The organism is Neobacillus sp. YIM B06451 (assembly GCF_032667185.1).
Classification (GTDB): Bacteria; Bacillota; Bacilli; order Bacillales; family Cytobacillaceae; genus Bacillus_D.
The window spans coordinates 71,648-97,036 of the sequence record NZ_JAVFKJ010000010.1 but is presented as its reverse complement, the minus strand read 5'-3'; the positions used below and the strand labels follow the sequence as shown (position 1 = coordinate 97,036).

Genomic DNA, 25,389 nt, shown 5'->3' with positions numbered 1-25,389 from the left:
ATTCCTCATTCAACTCCCCGGTTCCTGACTCTCATGCTGGTGAATTATCGGTTGTAAGAAGGAAATTGATTAGAAATGCAGAAAAGATAGTCATACCACTAAATGTATGAGGAGGATTTTCCTTGTGGAAGCCTATGTCGGACTATTTTTATATGAAAGCTGATTTGCCGCCAGGGATGACGAACCAGATTCAGAAGTATGTCCTTACCCTTCCACATTCGAGATGGAGGAATATGGATTTTCCAATCCCAAAGGTGAATCCTACTCTATTTTTTGAGGATTCCGGGGAGCCTTCAGAAATTGAACTGCATCACAAAAACAATCATATTACAATGATTGTTCCTCATAATTCATCCTTGTTCACGTTTATTGATAAAGAGATGATTTATGAGAAGCTCAGCATCAGCCAAAATATATGTATCTCGCTTTTCACTCTTTTACCGATTGAAGATTATGATGAGTACAAAAAGAATATCATTGATAAAAATTTTACCGAAGAAGACAAAAAAACGCTTGCTTATTTCTATCATGGTTCTTTGAGCTACGGGTCCTTTTTAGAATTTATGTACCTCGTTGCACACTTTCCAAATGATATTGATATTCCGATATTTAATAAACATAATACTGTCAAATACAAAAAGGTATTTGACCATATTGTGCAATCAATTGGTTTGGATAGCAGTTTCTATAATGGGAAGATTCTTCATGATGTGATTCAAGGAAAGGCAAAGTGGAAAACATGGCCTGAGGAAATCCTCTCCCCGTCTGTTGGTTATAAATTCAGTCAACCAAGGATAAACAAAGACGCAACATGGGATGACTTTTATAAATTTAGCCATAAACATTTTCTTTCATGGTCGGAAATGGATTTGATTAAGAAGAAAGCGGCAGAGGATTTACTCGATTCCTCTATCCTTTTCATGATTGAGGAACGATGGAATATCCCCTTTCGTGAGGTAGAACAATATATTATGGAAGTAATTTCTGTTGAAAAACAAAAGAAATGGGATATTCTCTTAAACCTCGGAGGTTATAGCTCTTTGGATATAGTAAGGAAAAAGATTTCAGATATTCAAAAGTCAAACAAACGGGATAAGCTTTATGTGAATGAAGATTGCAAATTATGCAAAACATCATTAAAAGAAGCATCGATCCGATTAGAGGATATTCCAAATAAAGTGTTTCAGGCATTAAGAGGCGTAGAGATTCCGGTATGTGGGGATTGCCTAATTTATTGCACCCAGGCTTGGGGAAATATCTCGATGCCGAAGCGCCAAAAAATAGCTTCTACTCGGGTGGAACTTATTGATTTAATTAAAAAAATGGCATACGAAACAGGAGTAATTCCATCTAGCAATCCCCTCACCTATTTGGCTCAAGTCCCACGGAAGTTTTTATTGTATGGATTGGTGCTATTGTGGCAAATGCCCTTTGGCGAAGATCGAAAACGGATAGCCCCCGACGGCTGGCTTGGGCTTTTAGCAGAGGCAAATATATTGGATAAAACCAATGGTAAAATTTTCGGACGATATGTAACCGCAAAAGATGGGCATCCTTGCAGATCCTTAGCTGAAAAGTATATCGATGATTGGCTATTCAGCCACGGCATCAAACACGACATAGAACCAGCCTATCCGTATGACCGTGAGTTAAATCCTAATGGAATGCGGGCCGATTTTAAAGTTGGAGATACATACGTGGAATATTTCGGACTCATTAGCAACGAGGATTACAGAAAAAAGACTGAGATAAAGATTGATTTAGCCCAAAAATATCACATACCATTAATTGAAATTTATCCTGAACATTTGAATGATAAGGAATTAGGGAGGAAATTTTCTTCTTATCTTAATAAGCATATAGCCAAATAAGCTTTTCAAAAAACAGCTCGTAAGTTATGGCTGAACTAATTAATATGCAATAATAACAGCGGCAAACCTTAGTTTGCCGCTGTGCCTTATTCAACAGATTAAAAATGGCCTTGTTACCTTTTAGGATTTACCTTCTGTTAATGACTTATTTCCAGGTGCAAACCATCCGATTAAGGCAATACCCACTAATACTCCATAGAAGGTTAGAGTCCAGGGGGTACTGTGTGGAAAGTCATGATTTAAGACCCCAATATCTTCATGAGAAAGGGTAACTACAGCCAGTTTGACACCGACCCAGGCAACAATGGCATAAGCTGTTGTTTCCAATGCTGGACGTTTTTCAAGAAGCTGTACAAACCACGCTGCTGCAAACTTAATCAAGACAAGGCCAGCAACACCTCCTAGAACAACAACAAGGAACTGTCCTCCGTCCATACCCCCGAAATTTCCAAGAGGTGAATCTGGAAGGCCAAGGGCAATAGCAACTGCCGCTAGAATCGAATCAATGGCAAAAGCGAGGTCCGCTAATGCAATCTTCCCTACAGTGGGCCAAAAACCTTTCCCAGCAGCTTCCTTTTCATCGTCTTTATGAATATTCTTATTGTCTTTCCCGAACTTTGCCTTAATGACATGCTTTAATCCAAGGTAAAGAAGGTAAGCAGCTCCTATCGCTTGAATCTGCCAGACGTTTGCAATAAAGGAAATCGCGAAGAGTGCAACAAATCTGAATGCAAAAGCCATAAGGATTCCGTAATTTATAGCCTTATTTTTCTGTTCTTCTGGTAAATGCTTGGCTATTACTGCAAGCACAAGGGCATTGTCTGCCGATAACAACCCTTCCAATCCAATTAGGATTAACAATGCCCAAGCATATTCCAGCCATATTGACTCCATTTACTTCTCCCCTATCATTAACTAATATGTCATTTATGAGTTTCGCTAACGATAGGTTTGCCAATTAAGGAACAGACAATTCTTAGGATTAATGCAAAAAAATATTTAGTGCAGTTACTTATCTGCCCTTTTTGGCTATTCTTAACCAAAACATCCTTTGATCCCAATTTACCTGAAATTGGGATTATGGAATTATAAAAGGGTTCTTCACCACAAAAAGTAGTTTTCGCAAATATAAAAACAGCACCCGTGGTAAGCTTCGTGTAGCTTTGCATTGATAATTCCGCTCATAATAGGCTCCAATAATCGCTACAATATACAAGTGTCGCACCGCTTTTACATCTATGGACGAATGATGAATCAAAAATTTGTATGAAAAATAAAAAACTTGGCACCGATTTTGGTTACCAAGTTCTGAATTCAATGATTAATCTTTTTTATCAGCTATTGCAGCAACAGCCTCGATTTCCACTAGTTGATTCGTGTATCCTAACAAAGTTACACCGGACAATGTACTTGGAACATCGTGCTCTCCGAACTCTTTTCGGATGGCATTCCAGGCCATGACTAAATCATCCTGATTGGATGAGGCAACCAATACACGCGTATACGCGATATCTTGTATAGTGGCACCCGCTTCTTTTAGTGCAGCTTTCAAATTGGATACACACATCCTCGCCTGCACTTCAAAGTCGGTATCCTCGGGTACTTTCCCCTTGTTGTCCAGTGGGCATGCCCCCGCCATAAATAAAAGATTCATTCCCTCAGGGACTTTACTTGCATAAGCATAATCCACAGTAGGAAGTGTAGAAGAGTGGATTAAAGAAACTTGTTTTTTCATGGTACTCCCCGCTTTCGTTAGGAATCTACTTTCGGAAACCCTTGAATTTTATTTCGATAAGGAGTTATCCATAAAGGAGGAAACTCACCCGCTTCACCATACAGAATGAAAAAACCTTCACCGCGTCAATACTGCTCTTATGGCAGGGCGAGGAAGGTCTCTGAATTATGGGTGCTTTAGGACCAATCAACGCCACCCCAAGAGGATTGCAACTTTCGCAAAAGAACAATTTGGCCGATATGATACGTATCGTGCATCATAATATTGCTGAGTAAACGCTCAATAGAGTACCTGTTAGCTGCATGCGGAGCTTTTAACTTTTCATCATCAAGGTCCGCAATGGCCGTTTTTAAATTATTCATGACTTCATTAAGGCGCTGTACTGTCTGGGCCCATGCATTTTCGTCTTCTGGATCCCCCGGATTTCCAAAGGTTTCTTCATTGTCTTCTGGCTTATGCAGATTCTCTGTGCCTTTAATTCGATGGATTACGTCTTCATTCCAAAATATTAGGTGGTTAACAATCTGCCAAATTGAATTGCTGCCCGAACTTGTCCATGCTGCCTCAGCTGCGGTGACTCCATTAAGCGCCTGATCCATGGATGCAAACCACTCATTCTCATGGTAATGCATGTCGAGTTGTTCTAAAAACATTTTGGATACAACTTGCATACAACCACTCTCCTCACTGTTTAGTGTAAACTTTCAAAGTTAAAGACAAGAACAAATATGACGATAATATAAATTAATTCGGCTTATCTAGCTTTATTCCTTCATCATGACAAATAAAGTACCCTATAACGCAGACCTTTTTAAGTGTCCACTCTATAGGGCTTGCTTTAATGGATATTCTTTTCAGTACAAGTAATTTCTATTGTATTATTCATGGGGTCTAATATAGGAAAACTCCAATACCCTTTCCATTTGGGCCCATTATAAAATTTTGGAATCTCATTCCTTAATACCGAATGGACAATGTCTTTGAAATCTTCTTTATCACATTCTAAAGACCAACCTGTCCTAAGTTCTGTCCCACCTTCCCACCCTGGTTGAATGGAATACTTATTGGATGGCTGGATAACATCTTCATTGTAACTAATACTTAATTGGTGTTCACCAATCTTAAATGAAATCGAACCTTCACCATCCCATATGAGGTCTAAATGAAGTATATCTGAGTAAAACCCCTTCATTTTCTCCAAATCGTTACAAAATAGATAAGTGAATCCCCATCGCTTTGCTATATTAAAACCCCCTTTTTAGAAAATTTACCCCTTCCACTAAGCTGCCACTTCGCTGAAGTAAAAAGGCCTAATTTTCAATTACAATTTCTCCTTCGCCTTTTGGAGTTTCGAAACCATTAAGATAAGAAGTTAAGATTTCTTCACTAATAGGGACCGCATTAGCATCAAAGCGTTTATTTCGTATCTTAAGCCGTTCACGCAAATCATCAGGATGAACATTTAAATAAATTAGTTTCCATTTACCTCCTGACTCTTCAATAAGTTGTTTATATTTATCCCTTTTTGCACGAGTCCAAAAACTGAAGTCAATTACCACCTGTTGTTTATCGTGAATCAATTCGATTAACTGATTGCACAATCTTCGTTCTGCCTCTATCTTGTATTCTTCAATCTTTTCAATTGGGAAATCAATCCCAAAACGGCCATGAGTAGCCCATATTTCCTCATCGATAGAAAGACGTACAAAACCCTCTTTTTCTAATTGTTGTGAGAATGTAGTCTTTCCGGAACCAGCCACACCACACATCATTACCACCAAAGGGATGATATCATCTCGTTCACGATAAATGATGTCAAAATTAAGCTTTTTAAACATCTGGATACTTCCTCCATATTTGTTATAATCCCATCATAATCTTTACATACGTTCGAATCACTTATAAACTGCCAAATTAGTTAAATTAAATTCGACATATATCTTTTTCAATTATCTAATGTGTAATAAGTTGGAACCGCCGGATAATAATTACCAATGTTTAAGTCTTTCAAATTACTTTTTTAAAAGGAAAATGCAAAAAAAATCCACACCTTAACGAGCAGGCGTGGATCTTATATATGGGTATAATCATTATTTTTCTTTTGAAAGATAGCACTGTTCGCGCAGATCCGCTGGCTTGGGACTAGCGAACGATCGACAGCGCTGTTTTCTGTTTCTCCACCCTGACTGTGGATGACTTTACTTTTCCGTTTTCGATGTAGACAATCCGGTCAGCCATGGCTTTTGCATCTTCCTGGTCATGTGTGACGAAGATAGACGTAATGCCAGTCTTTTTAATGATATCCCTGAGTTCGCCTCGAATTCTTTCCTGCAAGCCCGCATCGAGGTTGCTGAATGGCTCATCAAGAATCAATAAGGAAGGCTCGGGAGCCAGCGCTCTTGCAAGCGCCACCCGCTGCTGCTGTCCGCCGCTTAACTCATGTGGGTACCGGTTTGCGTATTCAGATAGATTCACCAGCTCTAGCATTTCTTCCAAGCGTTCGCGCTTTTCTTTTCTAGTTTTATTTTTCAAGCCGAACAGAATGTTTTTTGCTACAGTCATATGCGGGAAGAGAGCATAATCCTGAAACACAAAACCAATTCCCCTTTTTTCCGGCGGTATAAAACAGGAGCGATCACAAACTGTTTTGCCGCAAAGGTCAATCGAACCGTTTTGAGGACATTCAAGCCCCGCAATCAACCTAAGAATCGTACTCTTTCCACTTCCACTTTCCCCGAGAATCGACACAATTTCGCCTTTCTCAATATCCAGGCAAAAGTCCTTAATGACAGCTTCTTTCGCATTTTTATATTTATAATGTAAATCTTTAATTTGAATAAACATTAGCTGTTCTCCTTATCTGCGAGTTTATGGAAAAAGAAAATGAAGATTCCGCTTAATAGGATGATTAATAGTGATGCCAATGATGCTTCCTGTACCCTCTCATCGTTTGCATATTTATATGCCTGGGTAGCAAGCGTTGAAAAATTAAACGGCTGTAAAAATAAAGTTAATGGCAGTTCTTTCAGGATATCGACAAAGACGAGAATAAAACCGCTGAAAACAGCTCCTTTTATCATTGGGAGGTCTACCCTGAAAAAAGTTTTTATAGTCGACGAACCAAGCATGCGGGATGCTTCCGTATAGCTATTGCCGACCTTTTCAAACCCCGTTTCAATGGAGTTATACCCAATCGCCAAAAATCGGATGATATAGGCGGAGACCAGCATGACCAGTGTAGTCCGCCATACGATGGTCGGCTCCATCTTGATTGCTGCCAATAGTTCTTTGTTGGTCGTATCCAACCATAGAAAAATCATAATGAAGGCAATAGCGATCGCGGCTCCCGGGATGGAATAGCCAAGCGTTGTCACCCTTGAGAAAAACTTCGCGACAAGCCCCTGCTGCAGCCTCGTATAGTTGGAAATCACAAGTGCGATTATCACAATGATTATAGCGGCAATGGCTGCCACATAGATAGAATTATAGGTGAGAATCAAGAAATCCTTATTCAGAACCTTCTCATATGTCATGAACGCCCATCGAACCAGTTGGAGAAGCGGAATGATAAAGGCGATGGAAAAGATCCCAAAGGTATAAGCAAATACAAGCCAAGCCTTTATACCCTTCAGCTTTTTAGGTTGAACTGGGCGAACTTTCGTCGTGGAAAAGCTATACCGCTTTCTACCCCGCAATATTTTCTCCAAAACTAGGACAATGATGACCAAAAGCATGAGCGAACCGGCAAGCTTAAGCGCCGAATCAAGGTCCTTCATCCCGTACCATGTCCGGAATATTGCAGTACTGAACGTCTGGATTCCGAAGTAGCCGACAACGCCAAAATCATTAAGTACTTCCAGAATGACAAGCGTCACGCTCCCTACGATGGAAGCTTTGGAAATTGGCAATGCAACCCGGAAAAATATTCCTAATGAGCTTCCTCCGAGAAGCCTTGCGTTCTCAATCATCGATGATGACTGATTTTGAAAAAAGCTCTTTGTGATTGTATATACATAAGGGAACAGGCACACAGTGAAGATGAATACTGCCCCCTGAATGTTCATGATATTGAAGTATTTTTGATTTACTGTCATGTCAAATGAATTTCTGAGTGTCGTTTGAATGACGCCTGTGTAATTCACAATCCCGTGATACGTATACGCAGCGATATACGGCGGGATGGCAAGGGGCAAGATTAATGCCCACTTCAGGAAATTCCTTAACGGAAAGTCATACATTGTAATTAACCACGCTAAGCTCGTTCCGATGACTGTCGTCGCAATGCCTGTGAAAAAAATTATGACCAGAGTATTCCGGATATAATCTACTAACAAATAATCCTTTATATGCTGCCAGTTTTCGTTCGGCTCTGAAAAAAGCTGAGCCCCAATAATGATATTCGGTATAAGAATGAGAATGATGAGGACCAGGCTAAGCAGGGACCAAATATTAAGTTGTTGTTTTACAAATCTGCCCAGTCTCAACGGTGACACTTCCTTTTACCTATTCAAACGGTGTTTGCATGACTTACTCTCTATATTAAGTATAACGAAAATCATTCTCATTTGAAATAGTATTTTCTGTGAACGATTTTACCGAAGCACCCTAAGGGCGCTCCGGCAATTGTGTCATAATATTATTTCCAGCCAACTTCGTTGAAGATTTTTATAGCCCGTTGCTGATTTTCTCCAAGAACGGATAGATTAATATCCTGTTCTTTGAACTCGCCCCATGATTTTAGGAAATCAGATGGCTCAACGTTAGGGTTAGCCGGATACTCGAAGTTAACTTCGGCAAATTTGCCCTGTGCTTCTTCACTTGAAAGAAACTCCATGAACTTGATTGCATTTTCTTTGTTCTTTGCATGCTTTGTCACTGCAATTGCACTAACGTTAATGTGGGTTCCTGTTGTTTCCTGGTTCGGGAAGAATACACCGACTTGTTCTGCTACTTTTTTCTCTTCTGGATCTTCAGATACTGACATAAGCCCAATATAGTACGTATTCATAAGCGCTACATCCGCTTCACCGGCTACAACAGCCTTTGCCTGGTCGCGGTCATTTCCTTGAGGATCCCTAGCCATATTTGCTGCAAATCCTTTTGCCCATTCTTTTGCTTTATCTTCACCCATTACTTCAATAAAAGATGATAGCAGTGAAATGTTGTACATATTGTCCGCAGGGCGCGCAACAACTTTTCCCTTCCATTCAGGCTGTGCCATCGCCTCATAAGTTGATAGCTGTTCAGGCTTTACACGGTCTTTCGAATAGACAAGGACACGGGCCCTTTTTGCCATACCGAACCAATAGTTCTCTTCGTCACGAAGCTTTGCAGGAATGTTTTTATTAAGGACTTCACTTTCTACAGGCTGAAGCAAATCAGCTTCTTTCGCTACATAAAGGTTCCCAGCATCGGCTGTGAAATAAAGGTCAGCTTCAGTTGCTTCCCCTTCAACATTAAGGCGCTCCATCAGTTCGTCGCCTTTTCCTTCAACGACATTTACTTTAATCCCGGTCTTTTCTTCAAAGATTTTATAAAGATCGTTATCAGACTCATAATGCCTACTTGTATAAAGATTGACCACTCCAGGCTCTTTCTTTTCTTGGGGTTCATTTGCAGGCTGTTTTTTCGCCGTATCTGTTGAACTAGCACAACCAGCCAACGCACCGAAAACTAGCAAAAAGATTAAACTAAAACCAAATACCTTTTTCTTCATGTCTGCACCTCTTGATTGGATTTTTTAATTGAGAATCTTTTTCATTTCTCTTGCTACCCATAATATATAATGATAATCATTATCAGTCAATCATTCTATGATGTTTTTTTACGAGTGTTAAAATTTGGACACCTTTCCGCCATTAAATGTTAACAATCTATTTATAGTGGAAAGTCAGTTTGAAAGTTGGTGAAATGAAAAAAGACCTCCAATTTATTTGGAAGCCTCCATTGATCCTGGTTTGGAACCTTGTTTAGATTTGTGGTGGAGCGGTACTTTTCGGTAAAATCAGGGTTGTTTTAAATGGGATTTTTTCGCTAACTTACCCGCGTGGATGAACTTCCCGTCATACATTTTGTAAAAACAGGCTCTGCTCACCTTTTCTTGCAAACATAGTCATTAATTTCTAGGTTAGCATTCTAGCTTTCTCAGTTGAGAAAGCTCCTTTGGCATTACCTTGGTGCCCTTTACCCAACCAAAATAAAGATTGACTCCGTTAACGGCCACCGGACCAACAACTGCATTCCTCGACGGTTCTAAATTAAACAATTTGACAAAACTGGCATAGTCATCAAACCATTTGCCTTCCTCACAAAAGGAATGAACAAGCATCAGTGCGTTGTTTGCATTTATCTTTTTTGCTTCCACTATTGCCGAGGCAGTCCGATGCAGTAATTGATACCTTATTTTTTGGGTATCTTCTTCTTTTAAATTCAGCAATTCTAACAAATAAGCCAATCTTTTTGTTTTCCCATCAGAAGGAGTATCCCCTTTCCAGGTTGCGACCACTTTATCTCCGAATGGTTCGGACACCTTTCCTTCTACCATGATCGTCAATAACTCATTATTGGCTCTGGCTAGAAGGTAAAGGTCATTATGAGAAATCTTACCTCTCCCTGGTAAAGAAACTTTGTACTCCGGGAATCCATAAAGCACCTCCACATCTTGTAAGAGAGGAATATTACTACTCTTAAATACTCTCTCTACACAAGATGGCAGATTTTCTGCTTCTTCCCAACAGTGAGCTAACTCGTATGCAGAGCAGCCCTCCTTCCATTGCGTATCCCGATTTGGCAACAATTCACTCCAAGACTCTACTCCTTTTGTTGGAACATAGTATTTCCCCATATTCACTTCTTCCTTTCCGTTTTATAAAAGAATATTAAGAGAAGTTCCCGTTTACACTTTTCATCTAAATAGCTTAGCATTGCAGTAATATGCTTCAAACTACAAACTCCTTCGGTATCTCTCCCTCCCAGACGAACTTAACGATAACTTTTTCACCATTTTCCAATTCGCGTTCAAGAAAAATCCCTTCATCTTTCATTCTCCGAGCAATTTCCTGTTTAACGTCCTGACCCCAGTTATTCAAATAATTCTTTCCGTATTTGTTTTGAAATGCACGTTTATCTGGCAAATCCATTGCCTCTAAGTCCTTAGCAGAAATGTGATGCCTGTAGTTATATATCCCATGTTCGCCTTCACGCAGGTATTTTACCTGCCTTCCCTTCGAAGGATTCTTTTTTCCGTAGGTAAAACTGAATACCCCATTCTCAAGTTTCCCGCTAGTAATGTTATTTACTTTAACAACATCATAGATTTCCATTTGGCCGCCCCCTTTATTAATGTTTACTAACCACTAATTCGGCAAAAGCTATATTTTTCCTTTTCAAAAACACGACAGTTTAAAAATTATCAATCGCCCCCTTTTCCAAATAGAATGAAGATTGACACAAACAACTACCCTCACCATATGAAAAAACACCCCCAACCTTCGGAATCCCAAAGTTCGCGAGTGTTTCTCATGCGTTTTCTATTGTCTGGCAGCTTCTAATAACCCGTTCCTGAAACCTTAAGCTTAATGTCGTAACTCATTTACATACATGTAAAGCACACTTTCGATGTTATTCCGACACTGTTTCAGCCACGTGCAAAGCGATACGTATGAAGGCAATGTTTAACTAAAAGAATTTAAATGACCGGAGGTAAACTTCCCATCACTCAACCGATGCAGCCTCTGTTTGATCTAGAAAGGACAAAAACTCTTCACCTTTCCTCGAAATGGTTGATCCTGCCCTTCCTTGGCGGACAATAAGAAGGCCCAGCTTGTGAAGGATTTCCATCCGCATTCGAAGCTGCTGTTCCGATAAGATCATCCCTTTTTGGGCGAGGAGGTTTTTGACCGTGGCTCTCCCGTAGGAACTTCTCGTCTTTTTCCCCTCTAGAAAAATCCGCATTATTTGGACGCTTTCCTCCAAAAATCCATGGGATTCTATTTTCCGAATAACTTCGTCAAAGTTTTGCTGTGGCTTTAGCGAGGAAATTAAACTTCCACTTCGATCTTGAAATCTTATACTTAATGGCAAGTGGTCGACTCGGATTGGTCCATCATCCAGAAAAAGCAGATACGTTATTGCGTTATAAAGCTCTGTCACGTTGCCTGGCCAATCATAGTTGATTAACTCGTCCATTACTTCCTGCGAGATGATTACGTTACTTTTGTTCAGCCTACGCTTAAAATCATCTATTAAGGCTGGCAGATCTTCTTTTCTATCAATTAATGAGGGAACGTGCAAAGTTAAATGCAATTGATTTACCAAATCAGGCAGGAATTGACCTTTTTGCGCAAGATTGCATAAATTTTGATTTGAGCTTGTAATGAGCCTGCACATAAATGGTATGGGCTTGGTTCCGCCAACCCGGAAGAACATTTTTTCTTCCAATGCCTTAAAAACCTTTTGTTGAATCGGCATAAGCATTCCATTTATTTCTTCCAGATAAACTGTTCCATTTTTCGTAACCTCAAACAAGCCAAGAGAGGTCTGGCCGCCGTCTTCATATCCGAACAGTTCCTTTTCCAACATATCAAGCGATTTGGACTTGCAGTTGATTGCGATGAACGGTGAAGCTTCGGATGCGGAACCATTATGGATTGCCTGTGCCAGCATACTCTTTCCCGTGCCTTCTTCCCCTTGTATATGAATTGGACCCTGCATCAAGGAATAGCGTTTCGCAAGCAAAAGGGTTTCCTTCATTGATTCACTCACTGCTACGACGTCCTTAAAATGGTATGCCGCAACATTGCGAATGTCCTTCACATTTTTGTCGACAGTTTCATTAGTATCATTGTTATTCAACGAGAGTGAGACCAAGGATTTAATATAACGTTTAAGTATTTGAATTCGGTCGTTTTCTAGCGCGGCAAGTTCCACCAGCTCAAAAAAGGTCTCGATATCGAGGAGGCGCGGCCCTATGTCGATCACATTCGGCAATCCAGCTGGAAGAAGCCCCTTTTCCCCCGGGGTCAAAATATAATCAATGGAATTAGAAATAGGTTCATCCGGACTATACGCAATATATTCATGCTCAAAAATGGTCTGCTTTAAGGATTCCACTGTTTCGTCCGTATTTACTTTTGTATCGTTTACAACCAATATTTTTTTTCTTTCCGGAAGATTAATGATTTCTTTTGCATTAACAAAATTCATATCCCGCTTGGCTATAATCATCGGACACTCCGGCGGAATAAGCTGGGTCACAATTCCTTTGATCATGTTGTTGGATAGGATAACGATATCCCCTGTTTTCACGGTGTCCGAACGCAACTCTTTAAGAGGACAAGGATTAAGTATAATTGCATCTCCCAATATTTCGATGATTTGTTTCGAAATTTGGGAGAGATACCTTTCCTGTATGGCTATAATGTGTACTTTTTTTTCACCCATCCAACATACCTCCAGCGGACATGACATTTACAATTTTAGTATAAATGGCAGGAAACGAAATGGCCATCCTCCAATTCTCGTAGAGCTGGAACATCCACTTTGCATTGCTCTACCGCAAACGGGCATCTCGTATGGAAAGTACATCCCGCAGGAGGGTTGGAGGGACTTGGTATATCACCTTTTAAAAGAATTCGTTCCCTCTTTATACTTGGGTCAGGTATTGGCACCGCAGACATCAGTGCCTTCGTGTAAGGATGCAGGGGGTTTCTGTACAGTGTTTCTTTGTCAGTCAGCTCAACGATTTTCCCCAAATACATGACACCGACCCTGTCACTGATATGCTCGACAACACTTAAATCGTGGGCGATAAAAAGGTAGGTTAAACCGAATTCCTCCTGAAGGTCCTTCAATAGATTAAGGATTTGGGACTGAATCGAAACATCTAGGGCTGAAACTGGCTCGTCTGCAACGATTAATTTCGGATTAATGGCGAGCGCCCGCGCTATTCCAATCCTCTGCCTTTGCCCTCCACTAAACTCATGAGGGTATCGGTCAGCGTGGTAAGCGCTTAAGCCTACCACTTCAAGTAAATACTGAACACGTTCCCTTAGTTTATCTTTTGGGTACCCGTGGACAAGCAAAGGTTCTTCAATGATTTCGCCTACTTTTAACCGAGGATTTAAAGATGCATACGGATCCTGGAACACCATCTGAAAGTCTTTTCTCATCGAACGGATTTCATCATCAGTTAAATGTGTGATATCCTTTCCTTCAAAAAGGATTTTCCCCTCTGTTGCCTCCAGCAATTTCATAATCATTCTGCCAGTAGTAGATTTCCCGCAGCCACTCTCGCCTACAAGCCCCAAGGTTTCCCCTTTTTTTATTGAAAAAGAAATATCGTCGACCGCTTTGACATAGGTAGTGTTTTTGCCAAATAATCCTTTTTTCTTCGGAAAGTATTTTTTTAGGTTGCTAACTTCCACCAAAGGAGCTGTCATCATTTATACCTCCAATACTTCGGAATTCTGATAGAGCCAGCAGCGGCAAGTGTGTCCGTTTTCCACTTCCCTTAGTTCCGGGTCATTGGATAGGCATACATCCATTACAGCCGGACAGCGTGGAGCAAATTTACAGCCCTCTGGCATATTTCCAGGCGTTGGAACATTGCCGGGGATGGAGTCGAGCCGGCTGATTTTTTGGCCAAGCTTAGGAATTGATTGCAGCAACCCTTTCGTATATGGATGCTTCGGGTTTTTAAAAATGGAATAAACATCGGATTCCTCAACAACCTTGCCTGCATACATCACGACTACACGATCGCACATTTCCGCAACCACACCTAAATCATGCGTAATCAGCATAATGGCCGTACCGCTTTCTTCCCTCAGCTTCCTCATAAGATCAAGTATTTGGGCCTGGATGGTTACATCAAGCGCGGTAGTCGGTTCATCCGCGATTAAAAGCTGCGGCCTGCACGACATCGCCATCGCGATCATAACCCTTTGTCTCATTCCCCCGGATAACTGATACGGGAACTCATTAACGATTTCTTCCGCTCTCGGTATCCCGACAAGCTTAAGCATATCGATTGCATGCTGTCGTGCTTTTTTCTTGTCATATTTTAAATGGAGCCGAATCGATTCCTCCATTTGCTTTCCAATTTTATATACAGGATTTAACGAAGTCATTGGTTCCTGGAATATCATCGCCATTTCATTACCACGGATTTTCCTCATTTGACTTTCAGACAACTCGGCAAGGTTTTTCCCTTTAAAGTGAATGCGCCCATCGACGATTTCACCCGGGGTGTCATGAAGGAGCCGCATGATTGATAAGGAGGTTACACTCTTGCCGCAGCCCGACTCCCCAACAATGCCTACCGTTTCCCCTTCATTGACCGTGACAGTAACCCCGTCTACAGCTTTAACAACGCCGCGGTCACTTTTGAAATGGGTTTTCAGATTTTCAATCTTAAGTAATTCCCGAGCCATGACAGGTCCCCTTCCTAATCTTTAATCTTTGGATCAAGCGCATCCCTAAGGCCGTCACCGAGCAGGTTAAACGCTAATACAGTAATAAAAATAGCCAATCCTGGAAAGAACGTTACATGAGGGGCCGTACTTAAATAATCCCTGCCCCCGCTTAGCATCGCTCCCCATTCGGGCGAAGGCGGCTGGGCACCCAACCCTAGAAAGCTAAGGCTTGCTGCTGATAATATCGCGGTTCCAAGCCTCATCGTAAAAAACACAATGATACTGGAAACAGTACCGGGAAAAATATGCTTCCATATGATTCTTTTATGCTTCGCGCCAATCGACCTCGTCGCTTCCACATATACAGTGGACTTAACAGCCAGTGTACTGCTTCGGACAATCCTCGCGAACATCGGAACACTGAAAATCGAAATGGCGATGATGACATTTCTAAGGCCCGGCCCAAGGATGGCGATGATGCCAATCGCCAGGAGGATTCCCGGGAAGGCAAACAATACATCGCAAATCCGCATGATTACACTATCAATCCACTTGCCATAATATCCACTTACCAATCCAAGTATCGTTCCAATTGCCGCACCTAATAAAACGGAAACGACCCCGATAAACAAGGAAATTCGTGTTCCTTCAATAATCCGGCTAAAGATATCACGGCCGTACGCATCCGTTCCGGCCCAGTGCTGCATTGAGGGGCCTTCCAATACGTGTTCATAATCGAATTCCGCTGCTCCATACGGTGCGATATAGGGGCCAATGAGGGCGATTACGAATAGGAAAAGCACAAACGCCCCCGCAATCACTGCCATCTTCTGTTTCTTGAACTTCCGCCAAAATTCTGTGTAAGGCGTCGATTTTTTAGGTACGGCTGGTTTATCAAACGGCACAGAAATTGTTTGCTCCCCTGCATTTATGTTGGCCATGGTCTTCCTCCTTTTCGCTGGCTTCTATTCATACCGGATTTGCGGGTTTAAAAATCCATAAAGCAAATCGACAAACAAGTTGATTAAGATAAATTCCAATCCGAACAAAAGCATTAAAGACTGAATGACAGGATAATCACGGAACGCAACGGAATCAATTAAAAGCCTCCCAAGGCCAGGCCAACTGAATACCGTTTCAATGACAATCGAGCCCCCGAGCAGGAAGCCGAACTGCAGCCCAACCATCGTCACGACCGGGATCATTGAATTTTTTAATGCATGGCCCCAGACAATGTTATTCTCTTTTAAGCCCTTCGCCCGGCCTGTCCGAATATAATCTTCCTTTAATACTTCCATTAAGGAGGATCGTGCAAATCTCGCCACCACCGCGGCAACCCCAGCTCCAAGTGTAAGAGACGGAAGGATATAGCTTTTCCAGGAATCCAGGCCTCCTGTTGGGAGCCATCCCAGCGTAACCGCGAACAATTGAATCAACATTAGCCCGAGCCAGAAAGATGGCATCGAAATACCGGAAACTGCACCAAACATCCCCAAATAATCCTGCCACTTGTTCCTCTTCGTGGCTGAAATCACCCCGATTAGAAGCCCAAACAGGACAGCCCAAACCATGCTCCAGACGGTTAGCCAAAAAGTGGGCATGAATCGGTCGGCAATCTCAGTCAGAACAGGACGCTTCGTTTTTAAGGAGACTCCCAAATCACCTTGAAATAGGTTCGTAACGAATGAGATATATTGTTTATGCATTGGCTTATCCAATCCCAGTTCTTTTCTGACCATCTCTACATCCTGCAAGCTCGCATCCTGGCCGGCCACAAGCCTGGCAGGGTCCCCTGGAATCATATGTACAAATAAAAAGATAAAGATTGATATAAGGAATAATATAGGCACAATTCCTGCTATTCTTTTTAAAAAGTAGTTAGCCAATGTAATCACTCCTTGCATATAGAAGTTGAGCGCTATAGAAACCATATAGCGCTCAACTTTTATATATTATTGTTTAATTTCAAGGTTCTGGACGCTTAATGAACCATCTGGAAGCAGGTAGATTCCTTCAAGATAATTCTTTTTGCCGGCAATCGTATCATCGACTGATAGAAAGGCCCATGGGGCGTCTTTCCAGATTTCTGCTTGAGCCTTCTCATAGGCTGCTTTCCGCTTGTCTAGATCAGCCGTTGCCAGTGCATCTTTAATAGCCTGGTTTACTGTATCGCTATTATAATAAGCCGTGTTATAAGATTTTGGCGGGAAAGCATCCGTACCGCCAACAAGCGGCCTGATTCCCCAGTCGGCATCACCAGTCGAAGGCGACCATCCGCCATAATAAAGCTCAAGCTCCGCATCTTCAGGATTTTGCACGGACCAAATCTTTTCGGACATTGTTCCTGTTTCCATTGGGACTACTTCAACCTTCACCCCGATTTGGCCGAGCTGCTGCTGGATGAATTCCATTCCTTTTTGTGCCGTGGAGTTGTTGCTACCCCAGACTTTTGTTTCAAAGCCATTTTCATAGCCCGCTTCTTTCAACAATTGTTTCGCTTTTTCAATATTAAATTCATATTCTTCCTGTTTGGAATAGAATTGGGTGTTAGGAGCGATGACGGAATCCAGTTTACTTGAAAACCCATTCATGACCACTTTTACAAATGCATCTTTGTTGATTGCATAGTTAATGGCCTGGCGAACCTTTGGATCATTAAATGGTTTTTTCATTGTGTTCATTGATAAATACCGGACAATGATTGATTGGTTATTCTCGACTACGATGCCTTTTTTACCGTTAATGCTTTCCGCTTGTTCTGTTGGGACAGGGTAAATGAAGTCCGCTTCCCCAGTTTGCAGCATCGCAACACGCGCGCCATTTTCCGGAGTTGGCTTGAACGTAATCGAATCTACTTTCGGGTTGCCTTCTTCACGGTAATTCTCATTTTTAACAACTTTTAAAAAGTCGGTTTGGTTCCATTCGCCCAACTTGAACGGGCCTGTCCCTACCGGATTGCGGGATACCTCTTTTCCGTATGTTTCAAGGGCCTTTGGACTGATGATCATGGCAGCCGGATGGGCAAATGTGTTGATCATCGCGCCAAATGGTTCTTTCAGGATGACTTTAATTGTGTTCTCATCAACTACTTGAGTTTCTTTAACGATGGCAAAAAGACTGTGGCGCTTTAAATTGTTATCGGGGTTGGCTAAGCGGTCGATGTTAACCTTTACCGCTTCGGCATTGAAGGGTGTTCCGTCATGGAACTGGATGCCTGTTTTAAGTTTGAAGGTAAATTCTGTTGCTGTATCATTTGCTTCATAGCTTTCGGCAAGAACAGGAATAACTTTCATATCCTTATCGAATCCTACTAAGCCTTCTAGCATTGTTTTTTGGGCGGAATACGATAATGTATCATTTGTATCATGCGGGTCCATGCTGATAAAATTATCAGCAACAGCAATCGTAATATCATTGCCTTCTTTCTTTGCAATTTCCTGGTTTTCAGGTGCCTTTATTTGCTTTTTGCCGCCGTCGGATTTACCCGAACTGGTATCTGAATTGGAGCAACCGACCAGGAACACCGCCATTACGAGCACCAAAGCGATCACTTTAGACATAAAATGTTTTTTCACTACTGTTTCCCCCTTTAAACTGATTAATTTAAAACTGCAGTGCTAACGAGGCTGAAATTCGAGACTATCCTGCCAATCTCTTCTTGGCGGGCATTTTTCAATGTAGGAAGGTAATGGTCATTTAATTGGCTTATTTGGGTTTCGGAAAGAAGATTCAACTGTTTAAGTACCTCTACCGCAGCGGGGTACACCGCCCTGGGAGTCCCATCTGAAATCTTGATAGCGATTCCCAATCCAGTTTCATAATCGCCAATGCAATAAACCGCTTCGGCACCAGCCTTCCCAAAAAACCTACCCTGTCCCGCAATCATGAAATCCGTACAGAAACGATCGGTCCCGGCTACCATTTCTGGAGCGGCAATCATTGCTTGGGTAATCCTTTTTACTGTTTTTTGTCTGGATTCATCGAGTGAAGAAGGATTGGCCATTCTGGCAAAACTGTAGGCAATCCGTTCGAGTGGAAGCCCGTGGACCGGAACCCCGCAGCCATCAATGCCAATTTTAATGTCTTCCTTTGGAAAATCGGCCATCTCACTTACCGCGTTAAGAATTCTTTGTTGAACAGGGTGGCCGGGATCGTAATAATTCTCAAGGGTTTCTCCCATATGCTTGGCTGTTGCCAGCATCCCTGCATGCTTGCCCGAGCAGTTATTGAAGAGAGGAGTGACTTCTTGGCCACTGAGGATCAATTCTTTGTATGTATTCTGCCAACGGGGGATATGTACTCCACATTTTAAGGCCGAATCATCAATTCCAACCCTTTTCAGAATTTCAAGGACCCTATCCGTATGCTGCCGCTCACCACTATGGGAAGCACAGCATAGTGAAAGATCCGCATCACTGAATCCAAAACGGTCTGCCGCACCAGTTTCGACAACCGGAATCGCCTGGATTGGTTTCATTGATGACCGGGCATAGACAAATCGGTTTGGATTGCCGGCATAATACAGAAGTGTTCCTTGAGAATCCACAACTGCAATATCACCGTTATGCGAGCTTTCCAACAGATCGCCCCTATAAACTTCTACAAGATTAGTAGCTTCCATCCTTTTATCACTCCCCCTTTTGCACACAAATTATTAGATAATTCAAAATTATAATAAAATAGATAACAACCAATTGCAACTTATTCTTTGGATTTTTCTGAAAATTGGGTAAAGTGTACTAATTTATTCGAACCAAATACAACCTATTAACTTCTTTTTGAAAGACTTTTACATAAAAGGGAGTGAAAAATGTCCCGACTTTGAAAAGAGAAACCAGGGATTTCAATGCTACAAACGTAAGCAGATGGGCACATTAGTCCGGTAATTTAGCTTAATAAATTTGATATTATGTACTCTTTCACAACATTTACAATAAAAAAGAATAAGAATTATAAGAAAAAAATAAAAGCCAGGCACGTATGAAAAGGCCCTGGCTCCCTAATTAATTTATTGTCTTATTTAGTGATCAATCCCGATTTAAAAACGTACTAGGTATAAGGACAAGAACGGCCTCTCCCCAGGCACAAAGTAAATCGTTTACAAATACTTTGGTTATAAAATTTTCAATTTTTTGGAATCGATTTCTACCACAGTTCCAATTGCTTTTAATGAAACATCTTGTGGAATTGGATTTTGGAATTCCACATTTATCGATATTCGCCACTAGTTTTGAACCCGGATATTCCCGTACTCTAGTTCTTCCTTGAAGATGTTATCCGCGTAGCCAAGATAAACTGTATACGTTCCAGCGTAGGATTTAACCATCAATAGATGCTGGGACTCTTCATTATAAAGAAAAACATCGCCATCTTCATTTACAAGCTTATCACCCGGATATTCACTTATCACTTGCTCTTCCAAGTCCTCGTATGAAATCTCGAAGTCGATACTGGTTACTTTTTCATTAAAATATCCAATCCTTATCCCATCATAAACATTGATTATTTCACTTTCGCCTAATTCATCTTCTTCACTGGAAGTTGGTTGGCCAAAAACGCTGGCTACAAACTTCTCGCTATCCTGCAATGTAATTCCATTTATATAAAATTGGTTCTCTTTAACCATGAATTCAATCTCACTGTTAACTGCTCGCTCTTTTTCTACTTGTTCTTGAACGGGCGATGGTGTAGAATTCCGTGTATCAAAAACGGCTGAAAGGATTACCTTCAAGTATGGAACACTGTCCTCTATTAATTGCTCAGTTTCCTTAATCGCTTTCTCCTTTTCAGGAATTCCTTCGCGTAACCCGATGATATTTTTTATGGTTTCTACTTGTCTTTCCGGAATTTCATAAAGTACATAAAAACTTTTGGAGAATCCATTATCCATGTTATACCTCTTCTTTTCCCCAAAAAGTACATTCATTGTAAAACGTCCTGTCGACTCGAAAGATGTTTCAAACGTCCTTAGAACATACTGTTCACCACTATAGTTGTGAAGAACTCTGTATTCCAATTCATTAATCTTCTGTAGGATTGTTCCACTAAATTCGTCAAGCACTGGTTTGTTTAAAGGTACTGGGTAAGGAAAATTTTTCACCAAGTCATCATGCTGCTTTTTCATCACCGGCAATTTTGCCTTTTGTTCCTCCAAATACACCTCTTCCTCCATATACTTTTCTACCTCGTAAAGAAAGCTCGTCACAGGATCACCGTTTCCCTCAGTCTCCAGCGATGTTATATAATCGTGCAAAATATCATAGTCCCTGGCTTCTATCCAACTAGTAAATTTATCCTCTAAAAAAGAAATGCTTTCTTCATCTTCTGTTTGCATTAAGGAAGAAATTGCATAATCAACAAGTGGTTTGTATTCTTCCCTTTTGGCATTTTCATTAATAAATACATACACTTTCTTATATTCCCTATTTTTAAGATGGGTTTCAATCTCGTCTTCGCTGATCGTCTTAACCTTTTCTGTATTGGTTTCCTTTTCAGAACCACACGCTACTAAAACTATAACCAGGTGGACAATCAACAATGCTTTAGAAGGCCTAAGGATTTTGAGATATGATAGTTTCATTCTTAGAACCTCCTTCAAAAAATACATACTATTCCGGAACCAAGGAAAGGTTCTTTAACCTATTTGCCTATTGCCAAAGAGAATAAACTTTCGGTTGTTAAATTAGGTAAAAAGGACTTTGAACAAATATATTGTCTATTTGAGGGCAAAGTACTTCCAAGCATGCGATTCATCCTCCAATAAAATATATTTATCTAGCTATATTTCTGAAAAATTTCTTCATAACTTTTTGACTGACAACAACCCCCCATTAAAAGATAAAGGACGCTCCTGACTAAGGAACGCCCTGTTCAATACTGATTGATTGGAATGTGTTTACCTGCATTGAGCCGCTTCCGTGGCTCGGTCTCATTATTATTCTCTTAAGATTGGATTCACTGCGTAACTGAAAACTTCGGTATTAATCAAAATTAAACCAATTTAGTTAATGTGCCAAGGAACCATTCCTTAAAGGCTTCAACATCAATTCCGACAGCAACATGTACGTTCGGTTCTTCGTGTCTAAACTCTTCCATAGTCATGCCGCTCGCCGGGCCTTCGGTAACTACCTTTACAAGTCTAGGCTCGACCGTGGACATCTCGGGATTTGTTAAATAAGCAATGGTACAAGAGTCATGCAACGCGACGCCTTGTGCCATATCTCCGTCCCGATAATTGCGGAAGATCGCATTAAACATTTCAGCAGATTTTTTCGGGGATTATGATAACACGTCTTCCCCGATTCGGGCTTTCAATGTAACATCCAGGCCAATCATTACGATATCCAAACCGGATTCGAAAGCCATATCAAAAAGCTATAGAACAACCAGCTTGATGGCAGATCCCATGCGGAAAAATATTTTAAATTCCATGCATAATTATTCCATCAATTACGAACTATAAAAGTAATTTCGAAAGGAGGAAGCATTGATGTATAAAAAACTTCTGTATTCACTTTGTGCCCTTTTAGTTACTATCATGATGTTTGGGAATTACACTGGTTTAGCTCAAAATCCAGTTGCAAACCTTTTCAAAAGTACTGAAAGTGCACAAGACATGAATAACAATGATGATGATGATGATACGGATTGGGGATGGATTGGGATAATTGGTCTGGCAGGTCTTTTAGGAATGAGAAGGAACGATAGGAACAATAGATAGCCAAGAACACAGCTCCCTTTACGGACAGTTGAAAGCTTTATAAACAACCCGAGACCAAGCCGCTTCTATGAGTGGCTTGGTCTCGTTATTAAACGTTCGGATTTTCAGAAATTAAACCATTTTCGCTAATGTGCCAAGGAACCATTCCTTGAAGGCTTCAACATCAATTCCAACTGCGACATGTACATTTGGTTCTTCATTTCTAAACACTTCCATTGTCATGCCGCTCGCCGGACCTTCGGTAACTACCTTTACATGCCTAGGCTCAACAGTGAACATCTCGGGATTTGTTAAATAAGCAATGGCACAAGAATCATGCATTGCGACACCTTGTTCCATATCTCCGTCCCGATAATTGCGGAAGATCGCATCGAACATTTCAGCAGATTTATTCGGGGATTTCGATAACACATCCTCCCCGATTCGGGCTTTCAATGTAACATCCAGGCCAATCATGACGATATCCAAACCGGATTCAAACACAATTTTTGCGGCATGGGGATCGGCCCAAATATTAAACTCGGCGGCACCGTTCACATTTCCACCTGATAGCGAACCACCCATTAAGACAACTCTCTCAATTTTGTCTTTCAATTGAGGATACATCAACAGCAACGCCGCAATATTTGTTAAAGGACCAACCGGGACAAGGGTAATCTTCTCTTCCGATTCCTCCAGCAAGGAACGCGTCGCTTCAACCGCATGCTCTTTTAAAATGGTACGCGCCGGCTCGGGGAAGTTGTAGCCATCCATCCCCGTCTCACCATGAACTTTGTTTCCCAATGCCGGATTCAATAAAGGCGTTTCCATCCCTTTTGCAACCGGAATATCCTTATCGAAAAATGTGACAAGCTTCAGTGCGTTTCTTGTGATGTTATGAATATCTACGTTTCCTGATACGGTTGTAATTAATTTTACGTCCAGTTCATCCCTGTAAAATGCCAAGCCCAATGCAGCGGCATCATCAATACCTGGATCTGTATCAATAACAATTGGAATTCTCCTCATTATATTGTGCCTCCTTGTGTACGTTCTTAGGTGTGAGTTTTATAAAAATAATTGATATGACATCCTAATGTGTAACCGTTTACACATCTATCGTAAACTATTCTAAAATAACAGTCAATCCTCCTAGGTAGAAATACTTTTTACTATTTTTCCAAGGGATTCCTTTATGTTTTATAAGAGCAAATCCCTCGAAAGTTAACGGGTTCGGTTTTTAAGTACAAAATTCGAATTAGCAGTACATTTCGCACGGTAATACATATATGAATTAGCCCACACTTTAGCAGTAAAATTAGCACGCAAAAAGCTGGGAGCCATTATGCTTCGAGCTTTTTTTAGTAGCACTGTTTAAGATAAGCACCAGTTAGTTTAAGTGTAATCCTTCACAATATAGGAAACTTTTACGGGCAGTTGATACCCTACCTATCCTCTTCGTTAACCTTTAGAATCATGAGATGGGGGTCTTACTGCCCGCTAATGCGGGATAAAATTTACATTTAACAAGGATTGCTATTTTACTTTTTTAGAACTTTGTTTGCATTTTTGTTCTTAAAAGAATATTAAGAGTAATGTTCCAACGATAAAACAATAATATGTAAAATAAACTAATTTCCCATTTTTCATGATTCCCATAAACCATCTCATTGCAAAATAAGTCATAAAAAGTGTTGCAATAAATGCTGATAAATATGGAATTGCTAAGTCTGATTTATTCGGTTCATTCAAAAAGTCGGAAAAACCGAGTACAACACCGCCGAGACTAACTGGGATATACAACAAAAATGAAAATCGAAGTGCTGTATCTTGTTTCATACCCACAGCAATTGCTGAAATGATTGTCGCACCCGAACGGCTAATTCCAGGAGTCAATGCTACGGCCTGTCCTAAACCTACAATCCATGCATCCTTAAAAGAAATCTCACCTTCTCCTTTAATTCCCTTCATATTACGAATTAACCACAGTGCAATTCCTGTAACGAAAAGCATTACTGCAATGGTGCCCATACTAACATTTTCTGCGATATAGTCATTTAATATAATCCCAAGAACAGCTGCCGGAATAGTACCTATGACTATAAAGCAAACGAAGCGAAAGTCACTTTTGTATTGAATGTTATTTGTTTTCAAATAATATATCGAATTACTAATAAGCCTAACAATATCTTGTCTATAAATATAAAGTATTGCCAAGAGTGAAGCGGTATTTGTAAGTATTGCAAAAGTAAATCCTTGTTCCCCAAGCCCTAAAATTTCGCTGGCAATCATTACATGACCACTTGATGACACGGGGATAGGTTCCGTAAAGCCTTGAACTAACCCAATAATAATCATCTTTATTATATAAATAATTTCTGATTCTCCCATTTCTAAGTCCTTCTTTCTTTTTTGACTTTATCTTATCGTGCGAAAGTATTCCTTGTAATGACCTTAAGGTATATTTTAATCTAGGTCTTGAGGCTTATTAAACTCTTCTGCACCGTTCGTTTATTAAGGCATTCAACAAAAAAGGGCGGTAATCCTTCTCGGATCATCACCCGTATGTTTAAATACACTTGTTCACAAACATAGCTCTATTACAGGAATGCTGCTCCTTATGTTGAATAAGCTCCCTTAATTTTTTTTACATAAATATCCAAAAACCCT

Annotated in this window: 23 protein-coding genes; 2 read left to right on the top strand and 21 right to left on the bottom strand. The window is 40.7% G+C overall.

All coding sequences use genetic code 11. The features are described from left to right. Nucleotides 1–233 precede the first annotated feature (233 nt). A complete protein-coding gene (locus tag RB160_RS16090; protein WP_316571446.1) occupies nt 234–1,871 on the top strand; it encodes a hypothetical protein in 1,638 nt (545 codons plus the stop codon). Nucleotides 1,872–1,991: 120 nt separating this feature from the next. On the opposite strand, the gene RB160_RS16085 is transcribed toward RB160_RS16090, so the two are convergent. The 19 genes from RB160_RS16085 to RB160_RS16000 all read right to left on the bottom strand — a co-directional run bounded on the left by RB160_RS16085 (nt 1,992) and on the right by RB160_RS16000 (nt 22,277). Continuing rightward, nucleotides 1,992–2,765, bottom strand: coding sequence for a TerC family protein (locus RB160_RS16085; RefSeq protein WP_316571445.1), 774 nt, complete (start codon nt 2,763–2,765; stop codon nt 1,992–1,994). 427 nt (nt 2,766–3,192) lie between these two features. After that, nucleotides 3,193–3,606, bottom strand: a complete 414-nt coding sequence (locus RB160_RS16080; RefSeq protein WP_316571444.1) for a RidA family protein — start codon at nt 3,604–3,606, stop codon at nt 3,193–3,195. A gap of 176 nt (nt 3,607–3,782) precedes the next feature. Then, on the bottom strand, nt 3,783–4,277 hold the full coding sequence (locus tag RB160_RS16075) for a DinB family protein (RefSeq protein WP_316571443.1): 495 nt from the start codon (nt 4,275–4,277) through the stop codon (nt 3,783–3,785). A gap of 167 nt (nt 4,278–4,444) precedes the next feature. Continuing rightward, nucleotides 4,445–4,849: a VOC family protein gene (locus RB160_RS24050; protein WP_396954733.1), complete on the bottom strand. Its 405-nt coding sequence runs from the start codon at nt 4,847–4,849 to the stop codon at nt 4,445–4,447. Between the two features lie 67 nt (nt 4,850–4,916). Further along, nucleotides 4,917–5,444, bottom strand: a complete 528-nt coding sequence (locus RB160_RS16070; RefSeq protein WP_316571442.1) for a P-loop nucleotide/nucleoside kinase family protein — start codon at nt 5,442–5,444, stop codon at nt 4,917–4,919. A gap of 304 nt (nt 5,445–5,748) precedes the next feature. Continuing rightward, nucleotides 5,749–6,450: an ABC transporter ATP-binding protein gene (locus tag RB160_RS16065; RefSeq protein ID WP_316571441.1), complete on the bottom strand. Its 702-nt coding sequence runs from the start codon at nt 6,448–6,450 to the stop codon at nt 5,749–5,751. Continuing rightward, on the bottom strand, nt 6,450–8,090 hold the full coding sequence (locus tag RB160_RS16060; protein WP_396954730.1) for an ABC transporter permease: 1,641 nt from the start codon (nt 8,088–8,090) through the stop codon (nt 6,450–6,452). Before RB160_RS16060 ends, RB160_RS16065 begins: the two co-directional genes overlap by 1 nt. A gap of 152 nt (nt 8,091–8,242) precedes the next feature. Next, nucleotides 8,243–9,322: a Fe(3+) ABC transporter substrate-binding protein gene (locus RB160_RS16055; RefSeq protein WP_316571440.1), complete on the bottom strand. Its 1,080-nt coding sequence runs from the start codon at nt 9,320–9,322 to the stop codon at nt 8,243–8,245. A 411-nt stretch (nt 9,323–9,733) separates the two neighbouring features. Then, complete coding sequence (locus RB160_RS16050) at nt 9,734–10,450, bottom strand: DUF6946 family protein (protein WP_316571439.1); 717 nt, start codon at nt 10,448–10,450, stop codon at nt 9,734–9,736. A 94-nt stretch (nt 10,451–10,544) separates the two neighbouring features. Continuing rightward, a complete protein-coding gene (locus RB160_RS16045) occupies nt 10,545–10,928 on the bottom strand; it encodes a hypothetical protein (protein WP_316571438.1) in 384 nt (127 codons plus the stop codon). 391 nt (nt 10,929–11,319) lie between these two features. Beyond that, complete coding sequence (locus tag RB160_RS16040) at nt 11,320–13,047, bottom strand: sigma 54-interacting transcriptional regulator (RefSeq protein ID WP_316571437.1); 1,728 nt, start codon at nt 13,045–13,047, stop codon at nt 11,320–11,322. 35 nt (nt 13,048–13,082) lie between these two features. After that, nucleotides 13,083–14,045, bottom strand: a complete 963-nt coding sequence (locus RB160_RS16035) for an ABC transporter ATP-binding protein (protein WP_316571499.1) — start codon at nt 14,043–14,045, stop codon at nt 13,083–13,085. 3 nt (nt 14,046–14,048) lie between these two features. After that, nucleotides 14,049–15,038, bottom strand: coding sequence for an ABC transporter ATP-binding protein (locus RB160_RS16030; protein ID WP_316571436.1), 990 nt, complete (start codon nt 15,036–15,038; stop codon nt 14,049–14,051). Between the two features lie 14 nt (nt 15,039–15,052). Continuing rightward, on the bottom strand, nt 15,053–15,961 hold the full coding sequence (nikC, locus tag RB160_RS16025) for a nickel transporter permease (RefSeq protein WP_316571435.1): 909 nt from the start codon (nt 15,959–15,961) through the stop codon (nt 15,053–15,055). A 24-nt stretch (nt 15,962–15,985) separates the two neighbouring features. After that, entirely contained in the window at nt 15,986–16,906 is a 921-nt protein-coding gene (gsiC, locus tag RB160_RS16020; protein WP_316571434.1) for a glutathione ABC transporter permease GsiC, read from the bottom strand. A gap of 66 nt (nt 16,907–16,972) precedes the next feature. Further along, the gene (locus RB160_RS16015) at nt 16,973–18,595 is read right to left on the bottom strand and encodes a glutathione ABC transporter substrate-binding protein (protein WP_316571433.1); all 1,623 of its coding nucleotides are present in this window, start codon (nt 18,593–18,595) and stop codon (nt 16,973–16,975) included. A gap of 23 nt (nt 18,596–18,618) precedes the next feature. Next, nucleotides 18,619–19,641 carry an asparaginase gene (locus tag RB160_RS16010; RefSeq protein ID WP_316571432.1) on the bottom strand — a complete coding sequence of 341 codons (1,023 nt, stop codon included), beginning with the start codon at nt 19,639–19,641 and terminating at the stop codon, nt 18,619–18,621. 603 nt (nt 19,642–20,244) lie between these two features. After that, a complete protein-coding gene (locus tag RB160_RS16005) occupies nt 20,245–21,600 on the bottom strand; it encodes a hypothetical protein (protein ID WP_316571431.1) in 1,356 nt (451 codons plus the stop codon). Nucleotides 21,601–22,010: 410 nt separating this feature from the next. Then, nucleotides 22,011–22,277 (bottom strand): nucleoside hydrolase, encoded by a 267-nt coding sequence (locus RB160_RS16000; RefSeq protein ID WP_316571430.1) that lies wholly within the window; start codon nt 22,275–22,277, stop codon nt 22,011–22,013. Between the two features lie 232 nt (nt 22,278–22,509). On the opposite strand from RB160_RS16000, the gene RB160_RS15995 reads away from it, so the two are divergent. After that, complete coding sequence (locus RB160_RS15995) at nt 22,510–22,740, top strand: WGxxGxxG family protein (protein WP_316571429.1); 231 nt, start codon at nt 22,510–22,512, stop codon at nt 22,738–22,740. 111 nt (nt 22,741–22,851) lie between these two features. Here the strand turns inward: RB160_RS15995 and rihC are convergent, their stop codons facing one another. Both rihC and RB160_RS15985 read right to left on the bottom strand, forming a co-directional pair. Further along, entirely contained in the window at nt 22,852–23,748 is an 897-nt protein-coding gene (gene rihC / locus RB160_RS15990; RefSeq protein WP_316571428.1) for a ribonucleoside hydrolase RihC, read from the bottom strand. A gap of 546 nt (nt 23,749–24,294) precedes the next feature. Further along, nucleotides 24,295–25,110: an undecaprenyl-diphosphate phosphatase gene (locus tag RB160_RS15985; protein WP_316571427.1), complete on the bottom strand. Its 816-nt coding sequence runs from the start codon at nt 25,108–25,110 to the stop codon at nt 24,295–24,297. Between the last annotated feature and the right edge of the window lie 279 nt (nt 25,111–25,389).

Bases quoted from the DNA above. Each gene is read 5' to 3' on its own strand.
- RB160_RS16090 (WP_316571446.1), top strand. From the start codon at position 234: ATGGATTTTCCAATCCCAAAGGTGAATCCTACTCTATTTTTTGAGGAT.
- RB160_RS16085 (WP_316571445.1), bottom strand. From the start codon at position 2,765: ATGGAGTCAATATGGCTGGAATATGCTTGGGCATTGTTAATCCTAATT.
- RB160_RS16080 (WP_316571444.1), bottom strand. From the start codon at position 3,606: ATGAAAAAACAAGTTTCTTTAATCCACTCTTCTACACTTCCTACTGTG.
- RB160_RS16075 (WP_316571443.1), bottom strand. From the start codon at position 4,277: ATGCAAGTTGTATCCAAAATGTTTTTAGAACAACTCGACATGCATTAC.
- RB160_RS16070 (WP_316571442.1), bottom strand. From the start codon at position 5,444: ATGTTTAAAAAGCTTAATTTTGACATCATTTATCGTGAACGAGATGAT.
- RB160_RS16065 (WP_316571441.1), bottom strand. From the start codon at position 6,450: ATGTTTATTCAAATTAAAGATTTACATTATAAATATAAAAATGCGAAA.
- RB160_RS16055 (WP_316571440.1), bottom strand. From the start codon at position 9,322: ATGAAGAAAAAGGTATTTGGTTTTAGTTTAATCTTTTTGCTAGTTTTC.
- RB160_RS16050 (WP_316571439.1), bottom strand. From the start codon at position 10,450: ATGGGGAAATACTATGTTCCAACAAAAGGAGTAGAGTCTTGGAGTGAA.
- RB160_RS16045 (WP_316571438.1), bottom strand. From the start codon at position 10,928: ATGGAAATCTATGATGTTGTTAAAGTAAATAACATTACTAGCGGGAAA.
- RB160_RS16040 (WP_316571437.1), bottom strand. From the start codon at position 13,047: ATGGGTGAAAAAAAAGTACACATTATAGCCATACAGGAAAGGTATCTC.
- RB160_RS16035 (WP_316571499.1), bottom strand. From the start codon at position 14,045: ATGACAGCTCCTTTGGTGGAAGTTAGCAACCTAAAAAAATACTTTCCG.
- RB160_RS16030 (WP_316571436.1), bottom strand. From the start codon at position 15,038: ATGGCTCGGGAATTACTTAAGATTGAAAATCTGAAAACCCATTTCAAA.
- nikC (WP_316571435.1), bottom strand. From the start codon at position 15,961: ATGGCCAACATAAATGCAGGGGAGCAAACAATTTCTGTGCCGTTTGAT.
- RB160_RS16010 (WP_316571432.1), bottom strand. From the start codon at position 19,641: ATGGAAGCTACTAATCTTGTAGAAGTTTATAGGGGCGATCTGTTGGAA.
- RB160_RS16005 (WP_316571431.1), bottom strand. From the start codon at position 21,600: ATGAAACTATCATATCTCAAAATCCTTAGGCCTTCTAAAGCATTGTTG.
- RB160_RS16000 (WP_316571430.1), bottom strand. From the start codon at position 22,277: ATGTTTAATGCGATCTTCCGCAATTATCGGGACGGAGATATGGCACAA.
- RB160_RS15995 (WP_316571429.1), top strand. From the start codon at position 22,510: ATGTATAAAAAACTTCTGTATTCACTTTGTGCCCTTTTAGTTACTATC.
- rihC (WP_316571428.1), bottom strand. From the start codon at position 23,748: ATGAGGAGAATTCCAATTGTTATTGATACAGATCCAGGTATTGATGAT.
- RB160_RS15985 (WP_316571427.1), bottom strand. From the start codon at position 25,110: ATGGGAGAATCAGAAATTATTTATATAATAAAGATGATTATTATTGGG.